General features: G+C 70.2%; 14 protein-coding genes. 4 read left to right on the top strand and 10 right to left on the bottom strand.

What is annotated here, in order from left to right:
- Positions 1 to 63: 63 nt before the first annotated feature.
- The 8 genes from LX88_RS34615 to LX88_RS34650 form a co-directional block, all read right to left on the bottom strand.
- A complete protein-coding gene (locus LX88_RS34615) occupies positions 64 to 945 on the bottom strand; it encodes a hypothetical protein (RefSeq protein ID WP_258952002.1) in 882 nt (293 codons plus the stop codon).
- Positions 946 to 1,011: 66 nt separating this feature from the next.
- Positions 1,012 to 2,145, bottom strand: coding sequence for an imidazolonepropionase (hutI, locus tag LX88_RS34620; RefSeq protein WP_258952003.1), 1,134 nt, complete (start codon positions 2,143 to 2,145; stop codon positions 1,012 to 1,014).
- Positions 2,142 to 3,416, bottom strand: a complete 1,275-nt coding sequence (locus tag LX88_RS34625) for a formimidoylglutamate deiminase (RefSeq protein ID WP_258952004.1) — start codon at positions 3,414 to 3,416, stop codon at positions 2,142 to 2,144. Before LX88_RS34625 ends, hutI begins: the two co-directional genes overlap by 4 nt.
- Positions 3,413 to 4,582 carry an allantoate amidohydrolase gene (locus LX88_RS34630; protein WP_258952005.1) on the bottom strand — a complete coding sequence of 390 codons (1,170 nt, stop codon included), beginning with the start codon at positions 4,580 to 4,582 and terminating at the stop codon, positions 3,413 to 3,415. The genes LX88_RS34625 and LX88_RS34630 overlap by 4 nt, the downstream gene beginning before the upstream one ends.
- A gap of 83 nt (positions 4,583 to 4,665) precedes the next feature.
- Positions 4,666 to 6,306: a urocanate hydratase gene (hutU, locus tag LX88_RS34635; RefSeq protein ID WP_258952006.1), complete on the bottom strand. Its 1,641-nt coding sequence runs from the start codon at positions 6,304 to 6,306 to the stop codon at positions 4,666 to 4,668.
- An 11-nt stretch (positions 6,307 to 6,317) separates the two neighbouring features.
- Positions 6,318 to 7,826, bottom strand: a complete 1,509-nt coding sequence (hutH, locus tag LX88_RS34640) for a histidine ammonia-lyase (RefSeq protein ID WP_258952007.1) — start codon at positions 7,824 to 7,826, stop codon at positions 6,318 to 6,320.
- Between the two features lie 76 nt (positions 7,827 to 7,902).
- Entirely contained in the window at positions 7,903 to 8,814 is a 912-nt protein-coding gene (locus tag LX88_RS34645) for a hypothetical protein (RefSeq protein WP_258952008.1), read from the bottom strand.
- Positions 8,811 to 9,338 (bottom strand): SigE family RNA polymerase sigma factor, encoded by a 528-nt coding sequence (locus tag LX88_RS34650; protein ID WP_090067377.1) that lies wholly within the window; start codon positions 9,336 to 9,338, stop codon positions 8,811 to 8,813. Before LX88_RS34650 ends, LX88_RS34645 begins: the two co-directional genes overlap by 4 nt.
- Positions 9,339 to 9,451: 113 nt before the next feature.
- On the opposite strand from LX88_RS34650, the gene LX88_RS34655 reads away from it, so the two are divergent.
- Genes LX88_RS34655 through LX88_RS34670 form a run of 4 tightly spaced genes read left to right on the top strand, consistent with a single transcriptional unit; the run spans position 9,452 to position 12,526 of the window.
- Complete coding sequence (locus tag LX88_RS34655; RefSeq protein WP_258952009.1) at positions 9,452 to 10,237, top strand: IclR family transcriptional regulator; 786 nt, start codon at positions 9,452 to 9,454, stop codon at positions 10,235 to 10,237.
- A 36-nt stretch (positions 10,238 to 10,273) separates the two neighbouring features.
- Entirely contained in the window at positions 10,274 to 10,693 is a 420-nt protein-coding gene (locus LX88_RS34660; protein WP_258952010.1) for a MarR family winged helix-turn-helix transcriptional regulator, read from the top strand.
- Positions 10,694 to 10,703: 10 nt separating this feature from the next.
- Positions 10,704 to 11,549 carry a haloalkane dehalogenase gene (locus tag LX88_RS34665; protein ID WP_258952011.1) on the top strand — a complete coding sequence of 282 codons (846 nt, stop codon included), beginning with the start codon at positions 10,704 to 10,706 and terminating at the stop codon, positions 11,547 to 11,549.
- A 5-nt stretch (positions 11,550 to 11,554) separates the two neighbouring features.
- On the top strand, positions 11,555 to 12,526 hold the full coding sequence (locus tag LX88_RS34670; protein ID WP_258952012.1) for a GNAT family N-acetyltransferase: 972 nt from the start codon (positions 11,555 to 11,557) through the stop codon (positions 12,524 to 12,526).
- 52 nt (positions 12,527 to 12,578) lie between these two features.
- Here LX88_RS34670 and LX88_RS34675 read toward each other — a convergent pair whose 3' ends face one another.
- On the bottom strand, positions 12,579 to 13,475 hold the full coding sequence (locus LX88_RS34675) for an ABC transporter substrate-binding protein (protein ID WP_258952013.1): 897 nt from the start codon (positions 13,473 to 13,475) through the stop codon (positions 12,579 to 12,581).
- A complete protein-coding gene (locus LX88_RS34680; RefSeq protein ID WP_258952014.1) occupies positions 13,472 to 14,134 on the bottom strand; it encodes an ABC transporter permease in 663 nt (220 codons plus the stop codon). The genes LX88_RS34675 and LX88_RS34680 overlap by 4 nt, the downstream gene beginning before the upstream one ends.
- Positions 14,135 to 14,139 lie beyond the last annotated feature (5 nt).

Raw genomic sequence — 14,139 nt, forward strand, 5'->3', positions numbered from 1 at the left:
TTGCGGCTCGGCCGAGCGCATCGTTTCGACTGGGGGCGCTTGCGGTGGGAGTGGGAGTAGCGGCTACTCCCATTCCCACCGCACTCCATAGATCCCGGGCTTCGAGTTCCGCACGTGGATGTGCGTCGACGCCGTCGTCCCGATCCACAGGTCGTTCAGCGCGGTCTCCGGTTCGTGCAACGACGGCCGTGCGAACTGGAAACAGCGCGCCGGCACCGCGTCCGGGTGGAAGTCGATCTGCAGCGTGTAGTCGTTCACCGGTCGCAGGAACCGCCGGTCGCAGACCTCGCTGTCCGCGCCGGGTCTCATCCGGACCGTGTAGTCGACGAGAGCCGTCTCGCCCGCTCTGAGCATCCGGTCGAAGAGGATCTCCGCGACGAGGAACCCGGTGGAGTCCTCGCTGCGCACCCTGCCGAGCCGGCACGGCGGCCCCGCCTCGATCGACGGCACGCCGAGGTCCGTGGCATCGGCCAGCTGGATCGCGAGGAACCGGTCGACGCCGTCCTCCAGTGCCTGGATCACGCCCGTGCAGTGGTTCGAGACCTCACGGCGGTCCGGCCCGACCACCTGCCGGTCCTGCACGCTCAGGTACGTCGTCGCCGTCGGCTGCAGCCGGTCGATCCGCGACATGACCTCGCCGAGGTCGGTGGCCCGCGAGTCCCACATGTCCTCGATCGACAGCGACTGGTCCACCCAGCGCCCGCGCGGCCGCTTGTCGCCCAGCCGGTCGGTCAGGAAGCCCTCACCGAGGTCGAGCAGTTCCTCCAGGGCGGCGACGACCCTCAGCGACTCCGGGCGTTCCGGACGGCTGCGGCCGCGGCGCCAGTAGCTGAGCGTCGAGATGCTGACCTGCATGCCCCTGGCGGCCAGGTGGTGCTGGATGCGTTCAAGGCTGAGGCCGCTGTTGTCGACGGCTTTCGTCAGGGCCTCCGCGAAATCCACCACGGGGACACCGTACGGTCCCGCACCTTCCGCCAATAGGCCCACACGGAGGGTGATGAGACACCAGTCTCAATTGGCGCGTTCGCCCCGACGCCACACCGAGTGGGTCAACGGGACCCCTGGGCGGTAGGCCAGATGCGTGATCGAGGGTGCGTCCAGCACGTGGAGATCCGCCCGCGCACCAGGCCTGATGACACCGACGTCGGTGCGCCGCAACGCCTGCGCGCCGCCCGCCGTCGCCGCCCAGACCGCTTCCTCGACGCTCATCCGCATCTGCAGGACCGCTGTCGTCACGCAGAACGCCATCGACGAGGTGTACGACGAGCCGGGGTTGCAGTTGCTGGCGAGCGCGACCGTCGCGCCGGCGTCGAGCAGGGCGCGGGCGGGCGGCAGCGACTGGCGGGTCGAGAGGTCGCACGCCGGGAGCAGCGTGGCGACGGTGTCCGACGACGCCAGCGCGTCGACGTCCGCGGAGGACAGGTACGTGCAGTGGTCGACGGAGGCGGCACCGAGTTCCACGGCCAGCCGCACGCCGGGGCCCTCGCCGAGCTGGTTGCCGTGGACGCGCAGACCCAGGCCCTTCGCCGCGGCGGCCTGGAGCACGGCCTTCGACTGGTCGTAGTCGAAGGCGCCCTTCTCGCAGAACACGTCCGCCCAGCGCACCAGGGGTGCGACGGCGTCGAGCATCTCGCCGCGGACCAGGTCTACGTAGGTGTCCGCGTCCTCGCCCGGCGGCACGAGGTGGGCGCCGAGGAACGTGACCTCGTCGGCCTGCTCGGCGGCGATCCGGGCCGACCGCACCTCGTCGGCCACGTTGAGGCCGTAGCCGGTCTTGGTCTCGATGAACGTCGTGCCCTGCTTGAGCGCTTCGGCGATGTGCCTGCGCAGGACCGCGGCCAACTCCTCGTCGGTCGCGGCACGGGTCGCGTTCACGGTCACGGCGATGCCGCCCGCGGTGTAGGGCTTGCCCGCCATGCGCGCACCGAACTCGGCGGTCCGGTCGCCCGCGAACACCAGGTGGGTGTGGCTGTCGACCCAGCCGGGCAGCACCGCGCGGCCCTCGACGTCGACCTGTTCGTCGGCGGCGGGGGCCTTGTCCGCGTTGCCGACCCAGGCGATCTCCGAGCCGTCGATCACCAGCGCGTCGCCGGTGACCTCGCTGTTCGTGGTCAGCTCACCGATACCGGTGATCAGCACGCTCATGCCCACAGCTCCTCGATCGCGTCCGCCAGCAGCCTGCCGACGTCACCCAGAGTCTCGTGCACTCCCCCTGCGGCGACCACCCGGCCGCCGACGACCACGGTGTCCACATCGGACGCCGCCGCCGACAGGAGAACCTGCTGCGGCAACGAACCCGCGGTGCGCGGCGTCGAGCAGCTGATCGCCACGAGGTCGCACGGCGCACCCGGCTCGATGCGTCCGCCGTCCCAGCCGAGCGCGGAGTGGCGGGTGGCGGCGTCGAGCAGTTCGACCGGTGAGAAACGGCCGCGCTGACCGGTGCGCAGCCGCTCGTTGTGCTCCAGGGCGCGGGTTTCCAGCAGTGGGTCGATCACCGCGTGCTGGTCGCTGCCGAGCGAGATGGGGCTGCCCACGTCGGCCAGTTCGCGTGCCGGTCCGATGCCGTCGGCCAGGTCCGCCTCGGTCGTCGGGCAGAAGCACGCGCCGGTGCCGGAGCCGCCCAGCAGTGCGATGTCCTCTGCCGTCAGGTGCGTGGCGTGCACCGCCGTTGTGCGAGGTGAGAGTGCGCCGGCTTCGTGCAGGAGCCCGGTCGGCGTGAGGCCGTACGCGGCGAGGCAGGCCTCGTTCTCGGCGGGCTGCTCGGAGAGGTGGACGTGCAGCGGGGCGTCCGGGAACGCCTGCGCCACCACGGAGAGCTCGGCCCGCGGGACGGCGCGGACCGAGTGGATCGCGGCACCGACGCGCATCACGTCGTCGGACTCGAGCTCGGCGACCCGGGACGCCCACGCCTCGGCGGTGCCGTCGGAGAAGCGCCGCTGCACCTCGTTGACGGGCTGGTCGATACCGCCCGCGAGGTAGCAGGTGTCGAGCAACGTGAGGCGGATGCCGGCGTCCTTCGCCGCCTCGCGCAGGGCGTAGCCGAACTCGTTGGACCTGTCGTGGACGTAGTGGAACTCGCCCACCGCGGAGACACCCGCGAGCGCCATCTCACCGTAGACCGCGCGGGCGAGGCGGTAGTACGACTGCGGGGTGAGGCGGGACGCCAGCGCGTACATGCCCTCGCGCCACGTCCAGAACGTGCCGCCGCCGTCGTGCGTGCGACCTCGGAGAGCACGGTGGAACGCGTGCGAGTGGGCGTTCGCGAAGCCCGGCACGACGACGCCGTGCAGCCGCCGCACACCCAGTGGAATCGTGTCCACTGTGGACACGCTGGCGATCACACCGTTCTCGACCCTGATCAGGACGCGCTCGGCGAGCCCGGCGGGCAACCAGGCTCGCTCGCACCAGAAGTTCATGAGCCGAGGTGTTCGATCGTGGCGGCCAGCGCCTTGACGCCCTCGTCGACATCGGCCTGCTCGGCGAACTCCTCCGGCGCGTGGCTCACACCGGTGGGGTTGCGCACGAACAGCATCGCGGTGGGCACGTGCGCGGCGAGGATGCCCGCGTCGTGGCCCGCCCCGGTCGGCAACGCCGGAACGCCACCGAGCGCCCCGGCGACGTCGTCCCGCAGCGCGGAGTCGAAGTGCACCGTGTCGCCGTACGACTCCTCGGTGATGGTGACCTCGCAGCCCTCCTCCTCGGCGGCCTGGCGCGCCGCCTCGGAGATCTCCGCGACCATCGCACGGGTGCGCGCGTCGTCGCTGTCCCGCGCGTCCAGCCAGACGTCCACAGTGGACGCGATGACGTTGGTGCCACCGGGGTTGGGGACGAGCCTTCCCACGGTGGCACGCCCGCCTGCCCTGGCCGCCTTCCTGGCGGCGAGGACGAGTTGGGAGGCCGGGAGCATCGGGTCCCGGCGGTCTTCGATCAACGTCGCACCGGCGTGGTTGCCCTCGCCGCTGAACGTGAAGCGCCACCGGCCGTGCGCGAGGATGCTGCTCGCCACCCCGACCGGCACCGTCAGGCCGCGGCCCTGTTCGACGTGCAGCTCGACGAACTGCCCGATGCGCCGCAGGGCCCGTTCGTCGCGGCCGGCCAGTTCGGGGTCGTAGCCGGCGGCCTTCATGGCCTCGGCCAGCGTGACGCCGTCCGGGTCCTTGAGCGCCAGCGCCTTCTCCGGCGAGATGGCGCCGGTCAGCAGCCGCGAGCCGAGGCACGCGACGCCGAACCGGCCGCCTTCCTCCTCGGCGAAGACCGTGATCGCGAACGGCCGCGCGGGCTTGAACCCCTTGGCCTGCAGGAGGTCCACGGCTTCCAGCGCCGACGTCACCCCCAGCGGGCCGTCGAACGCGCCGCCGCCGGGCACCGAGTCCAGGTGGCTGCCGGTGATGAGCGCGTTGTCGCCGCGCTCGCCCCACCACGCCCAGAGGTTGCCGTTCTGGTCGGTCTCGACGTTCAGGCCGCGCTTGACGGCCTGCTCGACGAACCAGTGCCGCAGCTCCAGCTCCGGCTTGTCGTAGCCGTGGCGGGAGTAGCCGCCTCGCTTGGTGTCACGCCCGACGTCCGCGATCTGGTCGAGCATCACGCCTCCATCGGCAGGCTCACGCAGGGGTCCCCTCCAGGGGGTCCCCCGATTTCAATTGTCCCAGCGAGGTCTGACAATTCTCAGCCCTCCATCGGGATGCGCACGCCCTTGTCGGCGGCCACGGTCTTGGCCTCGTCGTACCCGGCGTCCACGTGCCGGATGACGCCCATGCCGGGGTCGTTGGTCAGCACGCGCTCGATCTTCCGCGCGGCCAGCTCGGTGCCGTCCGCGACCGTGACCTGGCCGGCGTGGATCGAGCGGCCGATGCCGACGCCGCCGCCGTGGTGGATCGACACCCAGGTGGCGCCGGAAGCCGTGTTGACCAGGGCGTTGAGCAGCGGCCAGTCCGCGATCGCGTCGGAACCGTCGGCCATCGCCTCGGTCTCGCGGTACGGGGAGGCCACCGAGCCGCAGTCGAGGTGGTCGCGGCCGATGACGATCGGTGCGGACAGCTCACCGGACGCCACCATCTCGTTGAACTTGAGGCCCGCGAGGTGCCGTTCGCCGTAGCCGAGCCAGCAGATGCGGGCGGGCAGGCCCTGGAACTCGACGCGCTCGCCGGCCATCTTGATCCACCGGTGGAGCTGCTCGTTCTCCGGGAAGAGCTCGAGGATCGCCTTGTCGGTCTTGGCGATGTCCTCGGGGTCGCCGGACAGCGCGGCCCAGCGGAACGGACCCTTGCCCTCGCAGAACAGCGGCCGGATGTAGGCGGGCACGAAGCCGGGGAACGCGAACGCGCGCTCGTAGCCGCCGAGCTGCGCCTCACCGCGGATCGAGTTGCCGTAGTCGAACACCTCGGCGCCGCGGTCCATGAACCCGACCATCGCCTCGACGTGCGTGGCCATCGACTCACGCGCGCGCTCGGTGAACTCCTCCGGCTTCGCGGCGGCGTAGTCCTGCCACTCCTCCAGCGGGACTCCGACGGGCAGGTACGCCAACGGGTCGTGCGCAGACGTCTGGTCCGTGACGATGTCGACGGCGACCTCGCGGCGCAGCAGTTCGGGCAGGATCTCGGCCGCGTTGCCCACGACGCCGACAGACACGGCCTCACCGGCGGCCTTGGCGGCCAGCACGCGCTCGATCGCCGAGTCCAGGTCGTCCGCGATCTCGTCGAGGTAGCGGGTCTCCAGACGGCGCTGGGCGCGGTGCGGGTCGACCTCGATGCACAGCGCGACGCCCTCGTTCATCGTCACGGCCAGCGGCTGCGCGCCACCCATGCCGCCGAGGCCCGCGGTGACCGTGAGCGTGCCGCGAAGGGTGCCGTTGAAGCGCTTGGTGGCGACGGCGGCGAACGTCTCGAACGTGCCCTGCAGGATGCCCTGGGTGCCGATGTAGATCCACGAACCGGCGGTCATCTGCCCGTACATCGTGAGGCCCTCGGCCTCCAGGCGGCGGAACTCGGGCCAGTTCGCCCAGTCCGGCACGAGGTTCGAGTTCGCGATGAGCACCCGCGGCGCCCACTCGTTCGTGCGCATGACGCCGACCGGGCGGCCGGACTGCACGAGCAGCGTCTCGTCGGCTTCGAGGTTCTTGAGCTCGCGGGTGATCGCGTCGAACGACGGCCAGTCGCGCGCGGCCTTGCCGGTGCCGCCGTAGACGACGAGGTCCTCGGGACGCTCGGCGACGTCCGGGTCGAGGTTGTTGTGGAACATCCGCAGGGCGGCCTCGGTCGACCAGTTCTTCGCGGTCAGTTCGGTACCGCGGTCAGCGCGAACAACCATTCCAGAGGGATTCACTGAAGTGCTCCACTTCGGATCAGGGCCTCGGCGGCGGCGATCTCGGGGGCGAGGTGGCGGTCCGGGCCGGGGCCCTGAACCGTCTCGCGCAGCTTCGCCACGGCGGCGGCCGTCGCGGGGGCGGGCTTGAGGGGAGCGCGCAGGTCGAGGGCCCGCGCGGCGGTGAGCAGTTCGACGGCCAGCACGGTGGTGAGACCGTCGACGGCCCTGCGCAGCTTGCGGGCGGCGGACCAGCCCATCGACACGTGGTCCTCCTGCATCGCGGAGGACGGGATCGAGTCGACGGACGCCGGCACGGCCAGGCGCTTGAGCTCGGACACGATCGCCGCCTGGGTGTACTGGGCGATCATGTGGCCGGAGTCGACGCCGGGGTCGTCGGCGAGGAACGGCGGCAGGCCGTGCGAGCGCGAGACGTCGAGCATGCGGTCGGTGCGGCGCTCGGCGATCGAGGCGACGTCCGCGAGCGGGATGGCGAGGAAGTCCAGCACGTAGGCGACCGGGGCGCCGTGGAAGTTGCCGTTGGACTCGACGCGTCCGTCCGCCAGCACGACGGGGTTGTCGATCACGGACGCCAGCTCGCGGTCGGCCACCGTCGCCGCGTACGCCACGGTGTCGCGTGCCGCGCCGTGCACCTGCGGGGAGCAACGCAGCGAGTACGCGTCCTGCACGCGCGTGCAGTCCGGGCCGCGGTGGGAGGCGACGATCTCGGAGTTCTTGAGGAACGCGAGCATCCGGGCGGCGCTGACGTTCTGGCCGGGGTGCGGGCGCAGCGCGTGCAGCTCCGGCTCGAAGACGCGGTCGGTGCCCAGCAGCGCCTCGACGCTCATGGCGGCCGTGAGGTCGGCGATGTCCAGCAGCCGCGTGAAGTCGGCGATCGCCAGCGACAGCATGCCGAGCATGCCGTCGGTGCCGTTGATCAGCGCGAGGCCTTCCTTCTCGGCCAGCTGCACCGGTTCGATGCCGGCCTCCGCCAGCGCCTCCGCGGCGGGCACGAGCTCGTCGCGGGAGTTGCGGACCATGCCCTCGCCCATCAGCGCGAGCGCGCTCGCCGACAACGGCGCGAGGTCGCCGGAACAGCCCAGCGAGCCGTACTCGTGCACGATCGGGGTGATGCCGGCGTTCAGCATCCCGGCCATCGCATCCACAGTGGACAACCGGACGCCGGTGTGGCCGGTCGAGAGCGTGCGCAGGCGCAGCAACATCAGCGCTCGCACGACCTCGCGTTCGACCTCCGGACCGGCGCCGGCGGCGTGCGAGCGGATCAGCGACCGCTGCAGCTGGGCACGGCGGTCCGGCGGGATGTGCCGGACGGCGAGCGCGCCGAACCCGGTCGAGACGCCGTAGGTGGGGCGTTCGGCCGTGGCGAGCTGTTCGATGTGGCCACGGGCGGCGGTGACCGCCTCGCGGGCCGCCGCGGTGATCTCCACCGGGGCGCCGTCGCGGGCGACGGCATGAACGTCCTCGAGGGTCAGAGGCTTCGGACCCAGCTCCACCGGTTGCTGCATGGAGACATCACAGCGCTCCGGGGCCGAGTCAGCGACCCCGGAGCGCCCGATGGTGTCTGAGATGCCAGACAGGCTGTTAGAGGCCCTTGCCGATCCAGCCCGTGTCCGGCTGGTCGAGGATCTCGACCTCGTTCACCAGCTCGACCAACTCGTCGGACCAGGCGCTGGAGGTCGCCGAGATCCATAGGCCGCCGTCCTGGACCGCCACGGTGTTGCCGTTGCGCAGGCCCTGCTTGCCGCGCACGGTCAGCGCTTCGGTCGGCGCGGGCAGCTCCGGCCTCTCCGTCGCCACCTGCACGGAGATCGAGTTCCTGCCCAGCGACGAGTGCCACTTGTCCGGCGCGGTGCCGCGCACGAGCTCGGCGTACCTGCCTTCGAGCTTGAACGGCGGCTCGTGCGTGATCTTGGCGTCGGCTCGCACCGACTCGGCTACGCGCAGAGTGATCTCACGTGCGTCGCTCACTCCGCTCACGGTCACCTCGAGGACGTCCTGCGCCTTCCAGACGACGGTTGCGGCGTCACCCCTCACCTGTACCCACGCCTGCAGGCCGCGGACTTGTGCCGAGTCCCACCCCTGGGTGTCCGGCATCCCGCCGAGCGCTCTGATCACGAGGCTCGGATTGCTGTAGGGCATAACGCCCGCGGGACCCCACACCCTGGTGGGCGCCATGTTCGTGGCGCGAAGGCTCTCGACGAACCCGGTCGGCAGCCAGTGCGGTGCGTACTTGAACGCGACGCTCTTGCCGTGGTCCTGCACGAGCGCCGCAGCCGCGTCGTTGGGGTTCGGCGGCGTGTACCTGTCGCTGGCGACGACGCCGGCGAAGATCAGGACGACGACCGCGGCCATGCCGGCCGTGGCGATCAGGAAGATGTTGTTCCGCTGCCTCTTGCGCTTGCGCCGCAGGGCGTTGAGCGTCGGGCCCGGATGCGGAGTGCGTTCGGCCAGTTGGCCGAGCGCCTCCTTGATGAGCTGTTCGGTGTCGTTCACGACAGGCCCTCCCCGATCCGCAACCCGACACCAGCGGGTTCCGGCGTGTGGTCCAGGCGGAGTGTGGCCAGCGCACGCGAGATGTGGCTGCGCACGGTTCCCTCGGCACAACCGAGCATCTGTGCGATCTCCGAGTCCTCGTAGTTCTCGTAGTAGCGGAGCACGACGGCGGCCCGCTGTTTGCGGGGCAGCTTCGCGATCCGCTGCAACATTGCTTCCCGCTCGTCGTAGTGGTGCGTCTTGTCTCCGACGGGCGGGGTGACGGACTCGAGCGTCGTCATGCAGAGAGCGACGTCCTTGGCGGCCCTGCGTCTGCGCCACGAGAGGTACTCGTTGGTCACCATGCGCTTGACGTAGGCGTGAGGGAGGTCGACTGAACCGATGCGGTCCCACTTCTGCTGCGCACGCAGCAGCACTTCCTGGACCACGTCCTGGGCCAGGTGCGGGTCGCACGTGAGCACGGTGGCATAGCGCAGCAACGGGGTCACCTGTGCTGCCACGAAGTCATCGAAACTCGGTGTCAATCTCGACCCCCTTCAAAACCGTCACACCTCTACGACGCACCCCGGGCGTGTTCTGTTGAGTGTGCCCTGATGTCGTAACGGCGTGGGCTGCATCACGTGGGAAAATCACTTTTGTGGGCAGCAGCAGTGACGTTCCCGCGCTGCGGCGAGGGTTGGCGGTCCTCCGGCTGCTGGCGGGCAGACCGGGGCCCGTCTCCGCGGCGTCGGTCGCGCGCGAGCTCAACCTCCCCAGGTCGACGACCTACCACCTGCTGTCGGAGCTGACCGAGGCCGGTTTCGCGACGCACTTCCCCGAGGAGAAGCGCTACGGCCTGGGCGTCGCGGCGTTCGAACTCGGCTCCGCCTACCTGCGGCACGACCCGCTGGAGCGGCTGGCCCGCCCGCTGCTGCGCAAGCTCGCCGACCGGATGGAGAAGGTCGCGCACCTGGGCGTCCTGCACGGTGCCGAGGCCCTGTACCTCGTACGCGAACAACCCCGGCAGCCGCAGTCGATCGTGTCCGACGTCGGCGTCCGGCTGCCCGCCCACCTGACGGCCTCGGGCCGCGCGATGCTGGCGAACCTGCCGCCGGCGCAGGTCAGGGCGGTGCTGCCGTCGGTGGCCTCGTTCGTCGACCGCACCGGCCGCGGCCCGCACAACCTGCCGGCGTTGCGCCGGCTGCTGACGCTGGAGCGGCGGCAGGGCTGGTCGGTCGAGGACGGGTTCGTGACGGCAGGGTTCGCCTCGGTGGCCGCGCCGGTGTTCGACCACGGCGAGCGGCCGATCGCGGCCATCACGCTGACGTTCCGGCACGTCTGCGACACGCCCTGCGGCCAGACGTGGCCCGACCTGGCCAAAGAGGTGCGCAAGGCAGCCGAGGAACTGACCGTCCGGATCGGCGGGCACGCGGCCTCCGGATAATAGCCATGTACATAGTATCCATGTACCGTATCTGCCATGAGCAGTGCGGAACCGACGCCTGGGCACCTCGTGTGGCGTCTGGCGATGAAGTGGCGGACGGCCGTTGACCGCGCGCTGGACCCGCTTGGGCTGACGCACGCGCAGTACGTCGTGCTGTCGTCGCTGCTGGCCCTGGACCGCCCGTCCCAACGCGAACTGGCCGACCACACGGGCCTGGAGGCGTTGTACGTCTCGAAGCTGGCGCGCTCGCTGGAAGCGTCGGGGTTCATCTCGCGCACACGAGACGCCGTCGACACACGGACCGTGCGGCTCGCTCTGACCCCACACGGCCTCTCCACCGTCGAACCCGCCGTCGAACTGGTCCGCTCACTGCTGGACCGCCTGCTGGAGCCGCTGGGCGACAGGACCGACGCGCTGTCCCGCGACCTGACCGCACTGCTGGCCGTTCCCCTCTGAGGAGCCCCCGATGCCCGTTGTCCCCGTCCTCGACTCCTCCATCCACTACCTGGAGTCCGGTTCAGCGCCGTACGTGTTCCTGCACGGCAACCCGGGCTCGTCCCACTCCTGGCGCGACGTGCTGCCGGAACTGGGCGGCCTGGCACCCGACCTGATCGGCATGGGCCGCTCCGGCAAGCCGGACGTCGAGTACTCGTTCGCCGACCACGCCCGCTACCTCGACGCGTGGTTCGACGCCCTCGAACTGGACCGCGTGGTGCTGGTGGGCCACGACTGGGGCGGCGCGCTCGCGTTCGACTGGGCGGCACGGCATCCCTCGCGCGTGGCCGGCATCGCGTTCTTCGAGACGATCGTGAAGCCGATGACCGGGTCCGAACTCCCCCTGCCCGCACAGGAACGGGTGCGCCGCTTCCGCACACCGGGGCTGGGCGAGGAACTGGTGCTGTCCGGCGACGGGTTCGTGCGGCAGGCGTTCACCGGCGGCGTCCGCACGCCGGTGCCGGACGAGGACATGGCGGCCTACCTGGCGCCGTTCCCCGACGCCGCGAGCCGCCGGCCGGTGCTGGCGTGGGCGCGGCAGATGCCGTTCGACGGAGAACCCGCCGAACTGGTGCCGCGGATCGAGGCCTACGGCGAGTGGCTTGGCACTTCCGAGGTGCCGAAGCTGCTGGTGACGTTCGAGAACTCGCCGACGTTGCTCATCGGGCAGCAGCTTCAGGACTGGTGCTCGGAGAACATCGCCGCGCTGGACGTGGAGGCCGTCGGTGAGGCCGGGCACCACGCGCAGGAGGACCGGCCGAAGGAGATCGCGGCGGCCATCGCCGCTTGGGCGGAGCACCACGGCCTGCTTGCATAGTGCGCATGGAGGACGTTCACATCGAGGAACTCGACTTCGCCAGTGCGGGTGAAGCCGATCAGCGCGCTCTGTTCGACCTGCAGGTGGCCTGGTGGAGCAGCGCCATGCCCGCACGTGAGCTGCCGGACTTCAGCGGATGGGTGCGGCGGCGGCTGGCGTCCGAAGTCGGCTGGGGCCACCCGCGGTTCGCCGTGGCCCGGGAGAACGGGCGCATCGTCGGCTATGCGGACGGATACCTGCCGACGGCTGACAACGTGCACCTCGTCACGGGCAACGTCGTGGTGGATCCGCGGTGGCGAGGCCGGGGCATCGGCACCGCCCTGCTCCGGTTCGCACTGCGCCAGGCGAACCGGGAATCGGTGGAAGCCTCATGGATTCCTGAAAGCAGCGAGGGCGTGCGGTGGGCCACCCACCGCGGTTTCGCAGTCGTCAGCGCGCTCACCCTGCAGGAGCTCGTGCTCACCGATCCGCTGCCCGAGGTGGGCGGGGTACCGGCCGGATACCGCCTGACGCAGTGGACGGGACGGGCGCCGGACGAACTGCTGGACGCTTACGTCGACGCGCTCAACTCGGCGAAGGACCAGCCCATGGGCGACAGTGCGATCGAGCTCGCCACGCACACCCGAGAAAGGGTGCGGCTGGACGAAGAAGGCCTGTCAGCCACTGGCATCGACGTGTGGGTGGTCCTCGCGACACACGGCGACGAAGCTGCCGCGGTGACGGTGCTGCACCGGACTCTCTCGCGGCCTTCTGTTGGCCATCAACGGCATACCAGCGTGCTCCCCGCACATCGTGGCAAGGGCCTCGGCCGGCTGGTCAAAGCGCACCTGCTCCGCCAGCTGACCGGCATCAAGATCATCGAGACCGAGACGAACAGCACCAACGAGCACATGCGGCGGATCAACCACTCGCTCGGCTTCACCGACCGGATCACCACCGTCGACCTGAGCGCCCGCGTGGCCGATCTCAAGCTCTAGAAACGCGAACGGGGCGGACACCCGAAGGTGCCCGCCCCGTCCGTCGATCAGGTCAGATGCCCGCGGAGGCGAGCCATTCCTTGGCGACCTTCTCCGGTTCCGGCTTGTCCGGCGCCGAGAGCTTCTGGTTCAGCTCCAGCAGGACCTTCGTGTCGAGCTTCTTCGAGATGGCGTTGAGGGTGTCGCGGACCTGCTGCGACGCCTTCTTCTCGTTGATGAGCGGCAACACGTTCTGCGCGGCGAAGACGTTCTTCGGGTCTTCCAGCACCACGAACTCGTTGGCCTTGATGGCCGCGTCCGTCGTGAACAGGTCGGCCGCCTGCACGGTGTTGTCCTTCAGGCCGGCGACGGTCAGCGGGCCGCCGACGTCGAGGGCCTTGAACTCCTTGAACTCGCACGCGTACTTGGTCTTCAGACCCGGCAGGCCGTCCGCGCGGTTCTGGAACTCCGTCGGGCCGCCGAAGACCATGTCCTTGCAGTACGGCACGAGGTCGTCGATCGACTTCAGGCTGTACTGCGCCGCGATCTGCTTCGTGACGACGACGGCGTCCTTGTCTTCCGCGGACGACTTGTCGAGCACGATGAGGTTCTGCGGCAACGCCTTCTTCAGCGCCGCGTACACCTCGTCGGAGCCGACCTCCTGCGCTTCTTTGTCGATGTACTTGAGAAGCACGCCGGAGTACTCCGGGATCAGGTCGATCGAGCCGTCCTGCACGCCCTTGTAGTAGAGCTCCCGGTTGCCGATGTTCAGCTTCTTGGACACCTTGATGCCCTTGGCGGCCAGCGCTTCGGCGTAGATCTCCGCGAGCAGGCGCGACTCCGGGAAGTTGCCCGAACCCACGACGATGGTGTCCGTCGGGGCCGGGTTGTCGGCGCCGCCCGTCAGCGGGTCACCACCGCACGCCGACAGAAGCATCACGGCAGCGACAGCCGTGGCGATGCGCTTCATCTGTTTCCTCCGGTTCCCACTGGACGCAATCCTGGCGAGACCGTCAGCCGTTGCAGGCCGGCGAACCCCAGGTCGACGAGAACGGCGAGCAGTGCCACGAGCACCGCGCCGGCGAGCATCTGTCCGAAATCCTGCAGTGCGAGTCCGTCGAAGACGAACCTGCCGAGTCCACCGGCGCCGGTGTAGGCGGCGATGGTGGCGGTCGCGACCACTTGCAGCGCGGCGCCGCGAAAACCGCCGAAGATCAGGGGAAGCGCGTTCGGGATCTCCACCTGGAGCAGCACGCCCGACTCGCGCATGCCGACGCCCCTCGCGGCGTCGACCGTCACCGGGTCGACCGCGCGGACGCCCGCGTACGTGCCCGCCATGATCGGCGGAATCGCCAGCAGCACCAGCGCGACGTACACCGGGAAGTCACCCAGGCCCGCCCAGAGCACGACGAGGATCAGCACCGCCGTGGTCGGCAGCGCCCTCAGGGCGTTGGAGAGTCCGACGATCACGAACCCGCCCTTGCCGGTGTGCCCGACGAACGCGCCGAGCGGGATCGCGATCAGCGCCGCGATCACCATGGTCAACAGCGTGTAGCCGAAGTGCTCCAGCAACCGCACTGGAATCCCGCTCGAGCCGGACCAGTGCGCGGGATCGAAGAGCCAGCCCATCTCAG

This window comes from Lentzea californiensis, from assembly GCF_024648825.1.
Lineage (GTDB): Bacteria > Actinomycetota > Actinomycetes > Mycobacteriales > Pseudonocardiaceae > Lentzea > Lentzea californiensis.